Below are 17,801 nucleotides of genomic sequence, written 5' to 3'. Positions count from 1 at the left end.
GCGCGCCTCATCGCGTGTGCTATCATTATGATATCACTTCGCGAAATGAGAAACGGCGGAAAGGGATGGACGATGAAATCGATGGTGGTCAGGCAGATCCCGGACGAAACGATGGCGCGCATCAAGGAACGGGCACAGCGCAATAACCGGAGCGCCGAGGCGGAAGTGCGCTCCATTCTTGAAGAGGTGACTGCCGAAGTAGTCAGCGAATCCATCGAGAAGAAAGAGCGGCAGGAGTCGTTACAGAACCCCGACCCGAACAACTGGGTATACCAGATGTGGCGTGCGTTGGATGGCGAGCATGTGGATGATGCCAGTGAACTGGCTCCCGAGCGTACGGACTGTGGACGCCCGGTTGACTTGGGCTGAGGAACGGGACTGAGGCGGGAAGCATGTACATTCTCGATACGAATGTCATCAGCGAGCTGATGCGGGCGCAGGATGCGGATGAACGGGTGGCCCGATGGTGTGTCAGTCAGGACGCGGACGAGCTGTATACGACGTCCATTACCGTTGCGGAGCTTTCCTACGGGGTGGCGCGCATGCCTGCGGGTGCGATGCGTACGGCGATAACGCGCGCCCTCACCGTTTTCCTCGAATGCTTCCAGAACCGCGTGCTCGGGTTTACGGCCCGGGAGGCGCCGACCTGCGGCATGCTGAGAGCCGCCCGGGAGGCGAAGGGTCGCCCGTTGCCCTTGGCGGACGGCATGATTGCCAGCATCGCCGCAACGCATAACGCGACCGTAGTCACTCGCAACATCAAGGACTTCCAGGACCTCGACGTTTCAGTTCTTGATCCATGGGTTTCGGAGGGATGAAGAATGCCGAGCCGGAACAGGATGCCGCATGGTTGCAACCGGAAATGCTGTAGAATGCCGGCTTATGGGTACGCGGAAGGGAACGGCCGAAAAGGAACTGACGGGGACGGCAAAGGAACTAACAAGAACGGTAAAGGAACTGTCCGGGACGGCGCGGGGCGACGTTGAGCGGATGGCGCCGGGAGCGGCGCGACGGCTGGCGGCGTGGTGGGAAGCGAATGCACGCGACTTGCCGTGGCGGTTCGGGCGTGCGACGCCGTGGGGCGTGCTCGTTTCGGAGGTGATGAGCCAGCAGACGCAGATGAGCCGCGTGGTCCCGTACTGGGAGCAATGGATGGCGCGATGGCCGGATGCGGCCGCGCTCGCCGCCGCGCCGAAGGCCGACGTCATCGCCGCCTGGGGGCGACTTGGCTATCCGCGGCGTGCGCTGCGGCTACAGGAATGCGCGGCCAAGGTCGCTTCGGAATTTCAGGACCGGTTGCCGCAAACTTATAAGGAGCTCACCGAGCTGCCCGGTATCGGCGACTACACGGCCAGCGCCGTCATGAGCTTCGCGTTCGGGGAACGCATCGCCGTCGTAGACACGAATATCCGCCGCGTGCTGTCGCGCTACTTCCTTGGCAACGAATCACTCGGAGGCGCGGCGACTCCCCTCGAGCGGGCGCTCGCCGAGGTCGCGCTGCCGGAGGAAACGCACGACTCGGTGCTGTGGAACCAGTCGGTCATGGAGCTTGGCGCCACGGTGTGCACCGCCAAGCAGCCCGACTGCGACGGCTGCCCGCTGCGCGAATCATGCCGGTTCCTCGCCGCCGGACGCCCAGGGCTGGGCGAGAAGCGCACGCGGCCGCGGCAGCGGTTTGCCGGAACCGACCGGCAGGTCCGCGGCATCGTGCTCAACGCGTTGCGCGAGGCCGACGGGGCTGCGGTGGAGTACGAAACGCTGAAGAATCTCTGGCAGGACGCGGCGCAGCTGGACCGCTGCATAGCGTCGCTGGACGACGACGGGCTCATCGAAATCACTTTCGGCCACGGCGTGCGGCTCCCGCGGTAGACTTGGGGCATGGCAAAACAGGGTCCTGCGAAATCTCAGGGAAAAACCGGCGGGAAGGCCGGCAGGAAGAACGCTGGGAAAAGCCGCGGGAAGGCGCCGGGGAAAGTCAAGGCGCGCAAGCTAACGCCGCAGCAGAAGGCGATGTACCGGCGCCGGCGCATCGTCGCGTTGGTGGGCATCCTCGCGGTGTTCGCAGTCGGCCTGTTCTGCGTGTATTCGCTGATCCGCGGAGCCGTGTTCATGCGCGCTTCGTACGTATACCGCGACGCGACGACGCTCGCGCGGTCCGCCGAGCCGAGCCCGAAAGCCACGAGTCTGGTGCCGGATTGCGGTGCCGGAGACCTTTCGATGGAACTGTCCGCCGATCCAACGACCGTCGCCGTCGGCGGCAGCGTAACGTTTACGGCGACGATGGCGTACACCGGCACCAGCAAGGAAGGTTGCTTCGTCAACGGCGCCAACGACAGCCGCGTCCTCGTCATCACCTCTGGCAGCCAGACGATCTACCGCTCCGACGCGTGCGAGGATACATACCGGCCGCTGCTACTGTTCTCCGGCGCCACCGACAAGCAGACGCTGACGTGGAACACGAACGCCACGTCGGATTCCTGCGTTGCCGATGCGGATCTGCCGCATGTTGAAGCGGGCACGTATGTGGCGACGCTGGAGCTGGCGGGGGACAGCGGGGCGAAGAGCTCGCCGGTTACCATTACGGTGCAGTAGGGTGTAACGGTTGAGTTGCTGACGTCGCGTTGTTTTTCTTGCGTTCCAGCGTAGTGACCACCCCCCGGTTCGCCTTCGCCTTCGGCTCGGCTTACCGACCCCCGCCAGCGGGGGTGAGAGGAGTTTCTCTTGGCGTTGCAAACCGACGATAGGAGGTTTGCGCGGGTGCGAGGTGGAGGGCCTTGGCCCTCCGGCGAGCATCCGCATTGTGGGCGAGCGCAGGTTGTAGCTCAACCTTGCGTTGGGTTGACCACCCCCCCGCTTCGAGCTGCGCCTTCGGCTTGCTCTCAGCGACCCCCGCCAGCGGGGGTGGGAGAGGTGGCGACACGCTGTTGACGGGGTTGGGGGTGGGGTGGTAAATTGTTGTATTTGCGTATACACATGTCATATAGCGGGCATGCGGTACTGATGCGAAGCGCCCGCAATTGCTGGCATATGGCGGCCAGTTCCCGCGCTTCCATGCGACAAGACTAGCAACTCGAGAGCGATAAGGAACGTCCATTGGCTGAAACTCAAGCTACGACGAACACCACAGACATCATCGCACGCGCAGACCAGCATGACATCGATGTGCACAAGGCATCCGACCGAGTGAACTTCGGCTCCATCAAGGAACCGATCGACGTGCCGTACCTGCTCGGCGTGCAGACCGACAGCTTCGACTGGCTGATCGGCAACGAACGCTGGAAGAAGCGCGTGGAGGAGGACGAGGCGAACGGCACGAACACCGTCCCGCACATCTCGGGCCTCGACGAAGTGTTCCAGGAAATCTCCCCGATCGAGAACTTCGCGCAGACGATGAGCCTGACCTTCTCCGATCCGTACTTCGAGGAGCCGCGCCATACGGTCCAGGAGTGCAAGGAAAAGGACTACACCTATTCCGCGCCGCTGTACGTCAACGCCGAATTCGAAAACGGCGAGACCGGCGAAATCAAGTCGCAGACCGTGTTCATGGGCGACTTCCCGCTGCAGACCCCGCACGGCACCTTCATCATCGGCGGCACCGAGCGCGTCATCGTCTCGCAGCTCGTGCGTTCCCCGGGCGTCTACTTCGACCGCACGCCGGACCGCTCCTCCGACAAGGAAGTGTTCGGCGCGAAGATCATTCCGAGCCGCGGCGCCTGGCTTGAGTTCGAAATCGACAAGCGCGACTTCCTCGGCGTGCGCGTGGACCGCAAGCGCAAGCAGTCCGCGATCGTGTTCCTCATGGCCATCGGCATGACCAAGGCCGAAATCCGCGAGGCCTTCGAAGGCTACCCGCTGGTGCTCGACGCGCTCGAGAAGGAAACGATCGACTCGCAGGACGCGGCCCTGACCGACCTGTACCGCAAGATCCGCCCGGCCGACACCGCCACTCCGGAAGCCGGCCGCAACCTGCTCGACTCCTTCTACTTCAACACGAAGCGCTACGACCTCGCCCGCGTCGGCCGCTACAAGATCAACCGCAAGCTCGGCCTCGAGCGCGACTACAACGACCGTTCGCTCTCGCGCGAGGACATCGTCGCGACGATCAAGTACCTCGTGTCGCTGCATGCCGGCACGGCCACGTTCCCGGGCAAGCGCGACGGCGAAGACGTCGAGCTGCGCGTGGACGTCGACGACATCGACCACTTCGGCAACCGCCGCATCCGCCAGGTCGGCGAGCTGATCCAGAACCAGCTGCGCACCGGCCTGAGCCGCATGGAGCGCGTCGTGCGCGAACGCATGACGACGCAGGACGCCGAGTCGATCACGCCGCAGAGCCTGATCAACATCCGCCCGGTGAACGCCACCATCAAGGAGTTCTTCGGCACCTCGCAGCTTTCGCAGTTCATGGACCAGAACAACCCGCTGGCCGGCGTGACCAACAAGCGCCGCCTGTCGGCCCTGGGCCCCGGCGGCCTGTCGCGCGACCGCGCCTCGATGGAAGTGCGAGACGTGCACCCGTCCCACTTCGGCCGCATGTGCCCGATCGAGTCCCCTGAAGGCCCGAACATCGGCCTGATCGGCTCGCTGGCGACGTTCGGCCGCATCAACCCGTTCGGCTTCATCGAAACGCCGTACCGCAAGGTCGAAAACGGCCACGTCACCGACGAAGTGGTGTACATGACCGCCGACCGCGAAGTCGAGCACGTCATCGCCCAGGCCAACCAGGAGCTGGACGAGAACGGCAACTTCGTGGCGAAGGAAGCCCTTGTGCGTGACGCCGCCGGCGAGGCGGAGGACGTCCCGGTCGAAATGGTCGACTACATGGACGTCTCCCCGCGCCAGATGGTGTCGGTCGGCGCCTCGCTGATCCCGTTCCTCGAGCACGATGAAGGCCACCGAGCGCTGATGGGCACCAACATGCAGCGCCAGGCCGTCCCGCTGATCAAGAGCGAGCGTCCGCTCGTCGGCACCGGCGCCGAATGGCGCGCCGCCGTCGACTCCGGCGACGTCATCCTCGCCGAGAAGCCGGGCGTCGTGACCTACGTGTCCGCCGACATCATCCGCGTGATGAACGACGACGGCACGACGAGCTCCTACAAGCTCGCCAAGTTCCAGCGCTCGAACCAGACGACCTGCTACAACCAGGTCCCGCTGATCCACGACGGCGAACGCGTCGAGGCCGGCACCGTGCTGGCCGACGGCCCGGCGACCGAAAAGGGCGAAATGGCCCTCGGCAAGAACCTCCTGGTCGCCTTCATGCCGTGGAACGGCTACAACTACGAAGACGCCGTCATCATCAGCCAGCGCCTCGTACAGGACGACACGCTCTCCTCGATCCACATCGAAGAGTACGAAATCGACGCGCGCGAAACGAAGCTGGGCGCCGAGGAGATCACCCGCGACCTGCCGAACGTCGGCGAGGACGCGGTGGCCAACCTCGACGAGCGCGGCATCATCCGCATCGGCGCCGAAGTCGAAGCCGGCGACATCCTCGTCGGCAAGGTCACGCCGAAGGGCGAGACCGAGCTGACTCCGGAAGAGCGCCTGTTGCGCGCCATCTTCGGCGAGAAGAGCCGCGAAGTGCGCGACACGTCGCTGCGCGTGCCCCACGGCGAGACCGGCACCGTCATCGGCGTCAAGGAAATCACCCGCGAGGATGCCGAGGAGGACGGCGACGAGCTGCCCAACGGCGTCAACCAGATGATCCGCGTCTACATCGCCCAGCACCGCAAGATCACCCAGGGCGACAAGCTCTCGGGCCGCCACGGCAACAAGGGCGTCATCTCGCGCATCCTGCCGGAAGAGGACATGCCGTTCCTGGCGGACGGCACCCCGGTCGACATCATGCTCAACCCGCTGGGCGTGCCGAGCCGAATGAACCTCGGCCAGGTGCTCGAGCTGCACCTGGGCTGGGTGGCGCACTCCGGCTGGGACATCTCCCTGGATCCGGACCTCGAGGCCGCCTGGAAGAAGTACGTGCCGAAGGGCGCCGAAAAGGGCGAGCCGGGCACCCCGGTCGCCACGCCGGTGTTCGACGGCGTGCGCCAGGACGTGCTCAAGGGCCTGCTGTCCACGACGCTCGCGGACCGCGACGGCAACACGCTCGTCGGCCCCGACGGCAAGGCGACGCTGTTCGACGGCCGCACCGGCGAACCGTACCCGAAGCCGATTTCGGTGGGCTACATGTACATGCTGAAGCTGCACCACCTCGTCGACGACAAGATCCACGCCCGCTCCACCGGCCCGTACTCGATGATCACCCAGCAGCCGCTGGGCGGCAAGGCGCAGTTCGGTGGCCAGCGCTTCGGCGAAATGGAAGTGTGGGCCCTCGAGGCCTACGGCGCGGCCTACACGCTGCACGAAATGATGACTACCAAGTCCGATGACGTCGACGGCCGCGTGCGCGTCTACGGCGCCATCGTGAAGGGCGAGAACCTGCCGCCGGCAGGCATCCCGGAATCCTTCAAGGTGCTCCTCAAGGAAATGCAGTCCCTGTCGCTGAACGTCGAGGTGCTCAACGCCGAAGGCGTGGCCATCGACATGAAGGACGAGGACGACGACCCCGTCAACAACTCAAACGATCTCGGCTTCAACATCGGCGCCCGCCCGGACGCCGCCGCCAAGGCCGACCAGATCGTTGACGAACCGGAATACAAGTAACGAAACGTTGCGTTGGCCGCGAAATCTTGGGAAAAATCTCAGGAAAAATCTTGAATAGACAAGATTTCGCGGCGCCAACGAAACGTGACCTGACAACGTAACGCTTTTCTACAGAAGGAAACAAGATTGCTGGACGTCAACGCATTTGACAAACTGAGGATCGGCCTGGCCACCGCCGACGATATCCGCAGCTGGAGCTACGGCGAAGTCAAGAAGCCGGAAACCATCAACTACCGTACGCTGAAGCCGGAAAAGGACGGCCTGTTCGGCGAGCAGATCTTCGGACCTACCCGCGACTGGGAATGCGCCTGCGGCAAGTACAAGCGCGTGCGCTTCAAGGGCATCGTGTGCGAACGCTGCGGCGTCGAGGTGACGCGCAGCCGCGTGCGCCGCGAACGCATGGGGCACATCGAACTGGCCGCGCCGGTAACGCACATCTGGTTCTTCAAGGGCGTGCCGAGCCGCCTCGGCTACCTGCTCGGCATTCCGCCGAAGGACCTCGAAAAGGTCATCTACTTCGCCTCCTACATGGTGACGAGCGTGGATGAAGAAGGCCGCCACAACGACCTTCCGGACCTGCAGGACGAGTTCGACACCGAAATCAAGAACCTCGAACGCCGCCGCGACAACGAAATCGAAGAGCGCGCCAAGAAGCTGGAAGAGGACCTCGCGGCCCTCGAGGCCGAAGGCGAAGTGAAGGGCTCCGCGAAGACGAAGCTGCGCAACGGCGCCGAACGCGACATGGCCGCGATCCGCCAGCGCTTCACCGACCAGATCGACCGCCTCGACCTCGTGTTCACGAAGTTCAAGAACCTCAAGCCCGGCGACATGGAGAACGATGTCGACCTGTGGCGCGAAATGGAAGACCGCTACGGCGACTACTTCGAAGGCTGCATGGGCGCCGAAGCGATCAAGAAGCGCCTGCAGGACTTCGACCTCGAAGCCGCCGCGAAGGAACTGCGCGAGGAAATCGAAACCGGTACCGGCCAGCGCAAGGCCCGCGCCCTGAAGCGACTCAAGGTCGTCAACGCGTTCCTGACCACCGGCAACAAGCCGGAGGCCATGGTGCTCGACGTCATTCCGGTCATCCCGCCGGACCTGCGTCCGATGGTGCAGCTCGACGGCGGCCGCTTCGCGACCTCCGACCTGAACGACCTGTACCGCCGCGTCATCAACCGCAACAACCGACTCAAGCGACTCATCGAGCTCGGCGCTCCGGAGATCATGCTCAACAACGAGAAGCGCATGCTCCAGGAAGCCGTCGACTCGCTGTTCGACAACGGCCGCCGCGGCCGCCCGGTCACCGGCGCCTCGAACCGCCCGCTCAAGTCGCTCTCCGACATGCTCAAGGGCAAGCAGGGCCGTTTCCGCCAGAACCTGCTCGGCAAGCGCGTCGACTACTCGGGCCGTTCGGTCATCGTCGTCGGTCCGTCGCTGCGCATGCATCAGTGCGGCCTGCCGAAGCCGATGGCGCTCGAGCTGTTCAAGCCGTTCGTCATCAAGCGGCTCGTGGATTTGAACTACGCGCAGAACATGAAGAGCGCCAAGCGCCTCGTAGACCGCGGCGACTCCGAGGTGTGGGGCGTGCTCGAAGAGGTCATCGCCGAGCACCCGGTGCTGCTCAACCGTGCGCCTACGCTGCACCGTCTGGGCATCCAGGCGTTCGAGCCGATCCTCGTGGAAGGCAAGGCCATCCACCTGCCGCCGCTTGCCTGCGCCGCATTCAACGCCGACTTCGACGGCGACCAGATGGCAGTGCACCTGCCGCTGTCCGCCGAAGCCCAGGCCGAAGCCCGCTCGCTGATGATGGCGTCCGACAACATCCTGAAGCCCGCTGACGGCCACACGGTGACCATGCCTTCGCAGGACATGATCCTGGGCCTGTACTACCTGTCCACCGTGGTGGACGGCGCCAAGGGCCAGGGCCGCGTGTTCTCGTCGCTTGAAGAGGCGCAGATGGCGCTCGACAAGCACGAGATCGACATGCAGGCCAAGGTGCTCATCCGCCTGCCGGAGAACTTCGTGCTGCCGCGCGACTGGGAGCCGGGCGAAGTCACCGTCGTCGATCCGGAGCCGGGCAGCCCCGACGTCGTGCGCGAAGAGCGCTTCCACGACGGTTCGGTGCTGTTCGCCACGTCGCTGGGCCGCATCCTGTTCAACGAAACGCTGCCGGTCGACTACCCGTTCGTCAACGAGCAGGCGCCGAAGGGCAAGCTTTCGAAGATCGTCGACGACATCGCCACCCGCTACTCGACGCAGCAGGTCGCCGCGGTGCTCGACGCCCTGAAGGACCTCGGCTTCACGCGCGCCCCGTGGTCGGGCGTGACGATGGCGTACTCCGACATCGTCGCCCCGCCGGAACGCGAGGAGATCGTGCACGGCTACGAAGAGCAGGCCGCGAAGGTCAACACGCAGTACGACCTCGGCCTGCTGACCGAAGAGGAACGCCGCCAGGAGCTCATCAACCTGTGGACCGAATGCACCGACAAGGTCGCGGACGCCATGCGCGAGAACTTCCATGACGACAACAACGTGAACATCATGGTGCAGTCGGGCGCTCGAGGCAACTGGATGCAGATCCGCCAGATCGCCGGCATGCGAGGCCTCGTGGCCAACCCGAAGGGCGAGATCATCCCGCGTCCTGTCAAGTCGAACTACCGCGACGGCCTGTCCGTGCTGGAATACTTCATCTCGCAGCACGGCGCCCGCAAGGGCCTGGCCGATACGGCACTGCGTACCGCTGAATCTGGCTACCTGACCCGCCGACTCGTCGACGTTTCCCAGGAAGTCATCGTGCGCGAGGAAGACTGCGGCACCAAGCGCGGCCTGCCGATGAAGGTCGCCGAACGCGACGAGAACGGGAATCTTGTTCTCGTCAAGGCAGCCGACGGCGGTCCGTACTCGCGACTGCTCGCCGCTGACGTCATCGACCCCGCCGACGGCGAAACGGTGCTGTACCACGCTGGTGACGCGCTGTCGATGGACGTTCTCAACGATCTCGTCGCGCACGGCGTTGAGGAAGTCAAGGGACGTTCGGTGCTCACCTGCGAATCCAAGCGCGGCGTGTGCGCGAAGTGCTACGGCTGGTCGCTGGCCACGAACAAGCTCGTCGACGTCGGCGAGGCGGTCGGCATCGTCGCTGCGCAGTCCATCGGCGAACCGGGTACGCAGCTGACGCTGCGTTCGTTCCACTCCGGCGGCGTCGCTTCGGCTTCCGATATCACGCAGGGTCTGCCGCGTGTTACCGAGCTTTTCGAAGCCCGTACGCCGAAGGGTGAGGCTCCGATTGCCGAATTCGCCGGCACCGTGAAGGTGGAGGATTCCGAGCGCGGCCGCCAGGTGACGCTGACGCCGGACGACGAAACCGTCGAGCCGATTACGTACCCGGTGACGCGTCGCGCGCCGATGCTGGTGAAGGACGGCGAGCACGTCGCCGCCGGCACCCAGCTGATCGAAGGCTCCGTCGACCCGAAGAAGATTCTTCGCATCCTCGGGCCGCGCGCCGCGCAGATGAACATCGTGGAGGAAGTGCACAACGTGTACCGCTCGCAGGGCGTCGACATCCACGACAAGCACATCGAGGTCATCGTGCACCAGATGCTGCGCCGCATCACCGTCATCGACTCCGGCGACACGAACCTGCTGCCGGGCGAGCTGGTCGACCAGGCGCGCTTCAAGGAAGCCAGCCGCGAAGCCGTGAAGAACGGCGGCCGGCCGGCGGCGGGACGTCCGGAACTGATGGGCATCACCAAGGCGTCGCTGGCCACCGACTCGTGGCTGTCGGCCGCTTCGTTCCAGGAGACGACCCGCGTGCTCACCGAGGCCGCGCTTTCCGAGAAGGAAGACGACCTCAAGGGCCTCAAGGAGAACGTCATCATCGGCAAGCTGATTCCGGCCGGCACCGGCCTGGCGCGCTACCGCAACGCGCAGGTCGAGCCGGACAAGGCGATCCGCGACACGATCTACCCGAACTTCGGCCTGACCGAAGAAGGCGACCTGGACACCGACTTCTCGGATGCCGACCTGTCCGACGTCGACTTCTCGAACCTCGACTTCGGCGACCTGAAGCTCGGCGACGACTTCAACCCGGACGACTTCCTCGACGACAACGGCGGCAACGTCGACCTCGGGGACGACTTCGGCGCCGATTTCGCAGCCGACCTCGGCGGGGCTGACCTTAGCGGGGCGGACCTGAGCGCGGCGTTCGGCGGGGGTACCGACGGTGCCGGCGTGGCTGGTGCCGATGGTGCTGGTGTGGCCGATGCGGCTGGAAGCGTCGCGCTGAACGCGGCCGACCTGTCTGCTGATGGGGCTGCTGGCGCTGGTGCTGGTGCTGCTGGTGCGGGTGCCGACGGCACGGACGGTGCTGGTTCCGACGGCGCCGATGGCGCCGAAGACGACGGCACGATCGACCTGGGCGACTTCACTATCTGACGCCAAGCGGGATGTGGATGGTGCCCAGCGCAAGGCGCTTCGAGCGCCAAGCGCATGGCTAGCGGCATGTGCTTAGCACGCATCTAGCGGCATGCGTCTAGCGCACGTCTAGCGGCATGTGTCTAGCGCACGTCTAGCGGCATGTGTCTAGCGCATGTCTAGTGCAAGAGGGGATGGCTTTACGGCCATCCCCTTTCTTCGTCTATCCGTGCGCCTGCTTATTGTTATCGGTGCGCTGGCTTATTCGTCCGTCCCTACATTCCAGTCACTGACAGCGCCTCAACGACTGGAATGTGCCAGACGGACTACGTTTCAGTCGCTGATAGCTCCTCACCGACTGAAATGCGGAACCGACGATACGTTTCAGTCGCTGATGGCGTCTCAGCGACTGAAACGTAAAAAATCTCATACATTCCAGTCAGTGGTCGTGTGTCAATGACTGGAATATGGCCGCCACGATACATTCCAGTCGGTGACTGCCTATAGGCGACTGGAATGTAGACAAGGTGGCATGAATCAGTCGCTGGCGCCGTGAGCGACTGATTCGTGGAAAAATCCTCTACTTTTCAGTCGCTGAGGCGCTGTCAGCGACTGAAAAATATGGTTTTTGGAATGTTCCAGTCGAATGCGTGACAGGCGTGTGCTTTATTCGGTCTCTGCTATTTTCCAGTCGGTGACGGCGTCCCAGTGACTGGAATGTGGAAAATCTTATATACTCCAGTCGCTACCGCTCGTTTACTGACTGGGCTGTGGACGGCTGTCTATTTTCCAGTCGCTGACGTTGCATCAGCGACTGGAAAATAGCCGCGCGAGAATCTTTCAGATGCGTAAGGGTGGCACGCGACTGGAAAATGGACGCATGGGAATTTTTCAGTCGCGCAAGTCCAGTAAGCGACTGGAATGTAGCAATCGCGATATTTTTCAGTCGTGAGAAGGCGCCGAGCCTTTCTGTCGTTCGATGGCGTCGAGAACCTCTTGGGACTCTTTGGTGATTTTGACTCCGGAAAGCGGCTCCCGGGCCAGCGGAACGCCGGCGGAAAGGAGGTCCTCATAAAGCGCCACACGATTAAATAAATCTGTATATTTTATTCGCAAGACTTTTCCTACGCCGGCCCTATAGAGTGCTCTCGTACGCTCCTCTTGATTTTTGACAATCTCTTCCATCGTGCGTTGCTTCGTTTTTTCTTCGTCAAAATATTTACCCATTCCATCGAATTCAACTATAATTAGCTCTTTATTTTCGGAACGCCAAGAGAAATCAGTGAAGTATTCTTTCCCTGTCTGCGGGTCGGTGAAAGGATGTTGCAGCACGGGTGCCTTGAAACCGAGCTCCAGCAGTACGCCACGGCAGAAGGATTCGCCGCCGTTATCGCTTTTCGAGTTGATGTATTTATTGAAGACTTCGAAACCTATTTTCGACACTCCGGCTTGCTGAGCTGCGTCAACAATCTCGAATTGTTCAAAGGAATTTTCTTTAAAAATGAAATCCAATATTGGCAATGATTCCGCAAAGGGGTAGAGCGCGGCGCAATCCATTGCCATGCGCAGTACCGGCGCAACCGTGAGGTCGTCGATATCGCAAGTCGGCATGTGGATGTCGTTGATGGTCAATTGATGCCGATGAACGTGCCGGTCCGTGATATTCGAGGGGAAGCGGACTTTCGGGCACAGAACGTACAGTGGATTTTTCAACGTGTCTTTTTGAACTGGGCAACCGTAGGCGAGCGCCGCGACATAGCCGCTGAAAATCCAGGTGGGATGCTTCGCGCTCAGAGTTCTCGCTAGCCAAAGTGCACGATCGCTTTTGGTGAGTTCTCCATTTTTCGACGCGCGGATATAGCAGCCGCGATACGGGCGCAGCACTTCGTCTGCGCCGAGACGGCGGTCGAGCGCGCGCCGCTCTTTTTCAGACGTCGGGAATGCGTAGCGTTGCTTTTGTTCCGCGGCATCGAGCAGATCATTGATGGCGAAATTGTTCTTCATGATGCCATCGTCGAGCAGAGAGGAAGGCGGCGTCTATCGGGGGAAATGAATGTGGATGGACAGGTGTGTCGCGGGGCGGAATGTGGATAAGCGGGGAGGGGGCTCATTGGCGACCGAAAAATAGATTTTTAAATACGTTTCAGTCGCTGACGTACGGTGGGCGACTGGAATGTAGAAGAGCGCATATGTTCCAGTCGTTAGGGTGACATGAACGACTGGAATGTGGAGAAGATGGTATGTTTCAGTCGGTGAGGCATGGGCAACGACTGGAACGTAGGTTTATCGGAACGTTTCAGTCGCTGAGGTGTGGTGCGCGACTGGAATGTATGCGATTGGATATATTCCAGTCGTTGGGGATGGGAGCGACTGGAATATGAAAAGTCGGCTATTTTTCAGTCGTTGGGGAGGCGTGAGCGACTGGAAAGTAGCGGGGATGGAACAAGCCAGTCGCTGGCGCGCTATCCGTGTGCTTTGTGCGTCTTTTTCCACGTTCCAGTCGGTGAGGCGTCCCTAGCGACTGGAACGTGGATTCGTCAGCACGTTTCAGTCGCTGAATGCGTGCCAGCGACTGAAACGTAGATTTGGCGATACTTTTCAGTCGGCGGGGTGAGCCTAGCGACTGAAAGGTAGATTTGGCGATACGTTCCAGTCGGTGACGGGCAGTGAGCGACTGGAACGTATCGGAATGGGTTAGGAGTGGTGGCGACGGGTTAGGAGCGGTGGCGGCGCAGGGAGAGCTTGGTGCGCCAACGCTGGAAGAAGGGCTGCGCCGCGAGCATGCGGGAACGCACGTCGTCGACATTGCGCCAGTATTCCTGCGCCATTGCCTCGTCACACGCCGTTCCTGAGAACGCCGCACGGTCCGCCGCGTCCGCCGCCGCGTAGACGGCGTCCGCAAACGGCTGTGCGGCTACAGGATTAGCCTGCGCCGGGACGGAACCCGACTGGCCGGCAGCGGCGGCGGACTCGGCGATGGTTTGGGCTTGTTCGCGGCGGGTGGCGCCTCGGCGGACCGGAACGCCGCTTTGCGCGGAAAGCAGCGTGACCGCGCGCCAGCCGTTGGCGCAGCGTTCCGGGGGAGTGCCGTGCGTGCGCCAGCGGCGCAATCTGAAAGCCTTGACGACGAGAATCGCCGCGCAGACGGCGATGAACAGCCATACCGGCGACCCCCAGAGCGCAACGAGGCCGGCGACGTGGCCGATCGTACCCCAGATCGACGAGTCTGCAACCGTTTCCATATCGTCGTCGGCTTCCGACGTGCGGCCGGTGGCCTGCGAATCGTCGCGCAGCGGATCGTTGAGCGGTACCGGCGGCTGCCGTACCAGCGACTGCGGATCCGGCGGCGTGAGGTTCTCGTTGTCGTCCGGAGTCTTGGTCTCCTTCGGCGTCGGGTAGAACGCGACCCAGCCGTAGCCGTCGAGATTCACCTCGACCCACGCGGCGATGTCGTTGCCGGTGAACTCGACGACGCTGGTGCCGCCCTGTTCCTTCGTACGGTCGGCGGAAACGGCGCCGGAATCGTCCTTCGGGAGGAACCCGAGCACGACGCGCGCCGGCAAACCGCAATCGCGGGCCATCAGCGCCATCGCCGAAGCGTACTGTTCGCTGTCGCCGACCATGGCGGTGCCGCCGAGCAGCTGCGAAATGCGGTAGTTGCCGTGCCCCGGCGTCGACGGATAGTCGGATGCCAGGCCGTGGGAGAACCAGCCGTTGTCGGCGAGGGCCTGCGCAAGCACCCGCGCCGTTTCGCCGTCGCTGCCGCGCGCGCCGGCAATCGTGGCCGCATACGTATGCACTACGGAAGGGACGTTTTCGACTTCCGGCTGGGAAACGTTTGCAGCGTTCGCTTCGTCGATCTGGTCGTCGGTCGGCTCGTACGGCAGCGTTCCGGAAACGGTATAGGTCAGGCCGTCCGACGTTCCGCTGGTGAGGATCGCGGCGTCGGATTCGACGTTGTAGTACAGCGACGACGAGCTTTCGCCGTCTTCGAACGAGATTTCGCTGGCGGCGCCGGCCGTCGGCAGCCACTGCTGCTCCAGCCCTTCATGGGTGGTGAACGTCGCCGTAAACGGCGAGTTTCCGGCCGAATCTTCCTTATTGTTGGGAATGACGGTGCCGTAGCGCCGGTACTGCGAGGAGTCGGCGGCGTCGTTCGTATCGTCGAGATTCCAGACGTTGCCGTCGAAGCGGTCCATGACGGCGAGCCGCACCGCCGACCCCGCGGGCAGCCCGGTGACGGTGAGGAGCGTATCGTCCTTGTGCTCCGCGATATAGGAACGCATGGTGCTCAGCGGGCTCGTATTGTCAAACGATTGCAGCGGAGGGTTGTATTCCGTGCGCAAAGCGGTGCGACCGTTTGCAAACAGCAGATTGGCGCCGAACGCGCCGCCGATCGACAGCGCGAGGATGATGACGATGCTCACCCAGCGCGACAGTTCCAGCGTTTGCCAGCGTTGCGCGAGCCAGACGAGGAACACGATGGCGAACGCGACGCCGGCGATCCAGTACCAGCGGCCCGACGTCGTGCCGAACAGGCCGCAGACGATCCAGCAGGCCAGCAGCGGCACGGCGGACGCGAGCGACAGCGGGCGCTTGCCGGCGAAAACGCACAGCGACGTCAGCAGCGCCGTCCACAGCGCGACCGTCCACAGCGCCAGCAGCGTGCCGTCGGCGGTGCCGACCGGCGGGTTGAGCGCAAGGATGGTGGAGAAGGAGCCGAATGTGCCGCGCCAGCCTTCCGAAATCGTTTGCAGCGTCGGAATGACGTGGCCGATGGTGGTGTCGTTGAACGCGATGATGGGGCCGATGACCCATTGCGCGATGATGGCGAACGCAATCTGCCACCATAATTGCAGCGGCTTGATGAGCGTGGCGGCGCCGATGAGCGCGCCGAGGATGGCGGCCGGGGCGGCGACGGCGAAGAAGAGGGCGAAGGAGCCGTACACCGGTTCCAGCGCGCACGACGCGAGCAGCGTCAGGATGACGACGACGGCGCAGCCGTTCAGCGCGGCCATCGCGGCGGATTGCGAACGCGCCGGCGCCGACGGCCCGGCGGACGAAGCCGTCATCCAGATTGCCGAACGGGTCGAGCCTTCCCACGTTCCGGTGCGCGTGTCCCAGCTGCCGGTGCGGCTTGCGGTCGCGGTGCGGCTTGCGGTCGCGCTGAACGTATGGTGGCGCGAGGTTTCGTGGCCGAAGATTGAACGGCTGGATGTCGCGTGGCTGGACGTTTCATGACCCGCGGTTCCGAGAGGGAGTCCGGAATTCCCAGTAGAGGAACCACCCTTGGGGGAGGAACCGGCGTTGGCAGAGAAAGCGGATGCTGTGAAAGCGTCGGAGGCGGCGGAGTGGGAGGGGGCAGGCTGCGCGAAATCGTCAAGCGAGACAGGGGCTCCGACGATGTGCGTTTCGTCGGCAGGGTTTCCGTCGGGATTTCCGGCAGAATTCCCGGCGCCGTATCCTGCGGCATTGGGGACGCCAGCGTTCGCGGCGTTGGCCTGGCGGGAACGGCGGGAGAAGAACGAACTCACTTCAGGGCTCCGATCGCGGCGGGGAGGTCGGCAAGATTGCCAACGGTTGCAAGAATAAAGCGCGGAAAACGTTGCAAAGCGGGGGTCGCCCCGGCAATCGTTTGCACCACGATGCAGCTCGCTGAACGCGGCATCGAGGCGGCGATGCGCTTGATGGCGTCCAGCGGCATCAGCGAACCGACGGTGATGACGTACAGCGACGCGTTTGCGATGTTGCGCAGCGTCATGTGCGCGAGGTTCGCGGCTTCGGCGGACGTTTCGGGCTCGATCATCGAGCACCAGTCGAGGAACTCGAGGCCGTTCTTCGGGTGCCGATGCACGGAGCCGACGTCGGTGAACAGCGCGCGGTTCTCGGCGAGGCACTGCACGCCGATGGACGCGTGGACGGAGACGGCGAGCTCGAACTCTTCGGCGCTGGCGTAGTCGGCCGGCTGCGCATCGAGCGTCAGCGACGTATCGGTGCGGCGCGTCTCCTGGTACTGGCGCAGCATGAGGTCGCCGCTTTTGGCGGAGCTCAGCCAGTGGATGTGCCGGATGTCGTCGCCCGGCTCGTAGGAACGCAGCCCGTAGAAGTCGAGGTCGTCGTCGACGACCTGCGACTGCGGATGCCCCTCGAGATCGCGCGGCAAGCCGGCGTGCAGCGGTGGGATGGCAATGATTGCAGGATGCACGAGCACCGTCAGTTCGTCGGCAAGCCGCTTCTCGCGGCGCATGAGGCCGAACGGGTCGCCTTTGCGCACCGTCAGTGGTCCGATATGCAGCACCGCTCGTGAAACAGCCGTGAAACTTACGTCGGTGACTTTCGATTCGTGGGGCTTGAGAATCGGGATGCCGAACCGTTCGTGATGGTCGGCAATCGGCAGTTCGGCGCGGGCCGCAGCCGTTGGCGACGCGCTCGGATTCGTTACGGTAACGGTAACGTCGACCCTTTCGTCCACCTTCACCCGCGTGCGCGAGGCGCCCAGCTTCGCTTCGAACGCCGTGTTGCCCAGCGACATCGCGACCGCGCAGGCGCACATGATGGCGAACGCGGTGCCCATTGCGAGCATCTCGCCCCAACGGCGCCAGCAGAACAGCGCGATGCATACGATTGCAAGTGCCAGGAACACCCAGCCGAGCGGGGAAACGCAGCCGACGATTCTCTTCACGGCGGCAAGCATGCGCGATGCCCGCGAGGAGGAGCGGTTGGTGTGC

At 63.3% G+C, this 17,801-nt stretch carries 9 protein-coding genes and 1 pseudogene; 7 read left to right on the top strand and 3 right to left on the bottom strand.

Going from position 1 to position 17,801, the window contains the following annotated elements:
- Window positions 1-72 precede the first annotated feature (72 nt).
- The 6 genes and pseudogenes from AC1AXT_RS05315 to AC1AXT_RS05290 form a co-directional block, all read left to right on the top strand.
- Window positions 73-369: a FitA-like ribbon-helix-helix domain-containing protein gene (locus AC1AXT_RS05315; RefSeq protein ID WP_476541344.1), complete on the top strand. Its 297-nt coding sequence runs from the start codon at window positions 73-75 to the stop codon at window positions 367-369.
- Between the two features lie 23 nt (window positions 370-392).
- A complete protein-coding gene (locus tag AC1AXT_RS05310; RefSeq protein ID WP_476541342.1) occupies window positions 393-818 on the top strand; it encodes a PIN domain-containing protein in 426 nt (141 codons plus the stop codon).
- A 172-nt stretch (window positions 819-990) separates the two neighbouring features.
- A complete protein-coding gene (locus AC1AXT_RS05305; RefSeq protein WP_476541420.1) occupies window positions 991-1,869 on the top strand; it encodes an HhH-GPD family protein in 879 nt (292 codons plus the stop codon).
- A gap of 9 nt (window positions 1,870-1,878) precedes the next feature.
- Complete coding sequence (locus AC1AXT_RS05300) at window positions 1,879-2,592, top strand: hypothetical protein (protein ID WP_476541340.1); 714 nt, start codon at window positions 1,879-1,881, stop codon at window positions 2,590-2,592.
- A 501-nt stretch (window positions 2,593-3,093) separates the two neighbouring features.
- Window positions 3,094-6,660: a DNA-directed RNA polymerase subunit beta gene (gene rpoB / locus AC1AXT_RS05295; RefSeq protein ID WP_476541338.1), complete on the top strand. Its 3,567-nt coding sequence runs from the start codon at window positions 3,094-3,096 to the stop codon at window positions 6,658-6,660.
- Between the two features lie 126 nt (window positions 6,661-6,786).
- Window positions 6,787-10,797 (top strand): annotated as a pseudogene (locus tag AC1AXT_RS05290) (DNA-directed RNA polymerase subunit beta'); the annotation flags it as partial.
- A 1,218-nt stretch (window positions 10,798-12,015) separates the two neighbouring features.
- Here AC1AXT_RS05290 and AC1AXT_RS05285 read toward each other — a convergent pair.
- Window positions 12,016-13,077: a hypothetical protein gene (locus AC1AXT_RS05285; RefSeq protein ID WP_476541337.1), complete on the bottom strand. Its 1,062-nt coding sequence runs from the start codon at window positions 13,075-13,077 to the stop codon at window positions 12,016-12,018.
- A 710-nt stretch (window positions 13,078-13,787) separates the two neighbouring features.
- Entirely contained in the window at window positions 13,788-16,091 is a 2,304-nt protein-coding gene (locus AC1AXT_RS05280; protein WP_476541335.1) for a transglutaminase TgpA family protein, read from the bottom strand.
- On the opposite strand from AC1AXT_RS05280, the gene AC1AXT_RS05275 reads away from it, so the two are divergent.
- Window positions 16,057-16,314 (top strand): hypothetical protein, encoded by a 258-nt coding sequence (locus tag AC1AXT_RS05275; RefSeq protein ID WP_476541333.1) that lies wholly within the window; start codon window positions 16,057-16,059, stop codon window positions 16,312-16,314. The genes AC1AXT_RS05280 and AC1AXT_RS05275 overlap by 35 nt on opposite strands.
- A gap of 289 nt (window positions 16,315-16,603) precedes the next feature.
- Here AC1AXT_RS05275 and AC1AXT_RS05270 read toward each other — a convergent pair whose 3' ends face one another.
- Complete coding sequence (locus AC1AXT_RS05270; RefSeq protein ID WP_476541331.1) at window positions 16,604-17,767, bottom strand: DUF58 domain-containing protein; 1,164 nt, start codon at window positions 17,765-17,767, stop codon at window positions 16,604-16,606.
- Between the last annotated feature and the right edge of the window lie 34 nt (window positions 17,768-17,801).

The organism is Bifidobacterium sp. LH_450 (genome assembly GCF_056356715.1).
This window is presented reverse-complemented; position numbering and strand designations above follow the sequence as displayed.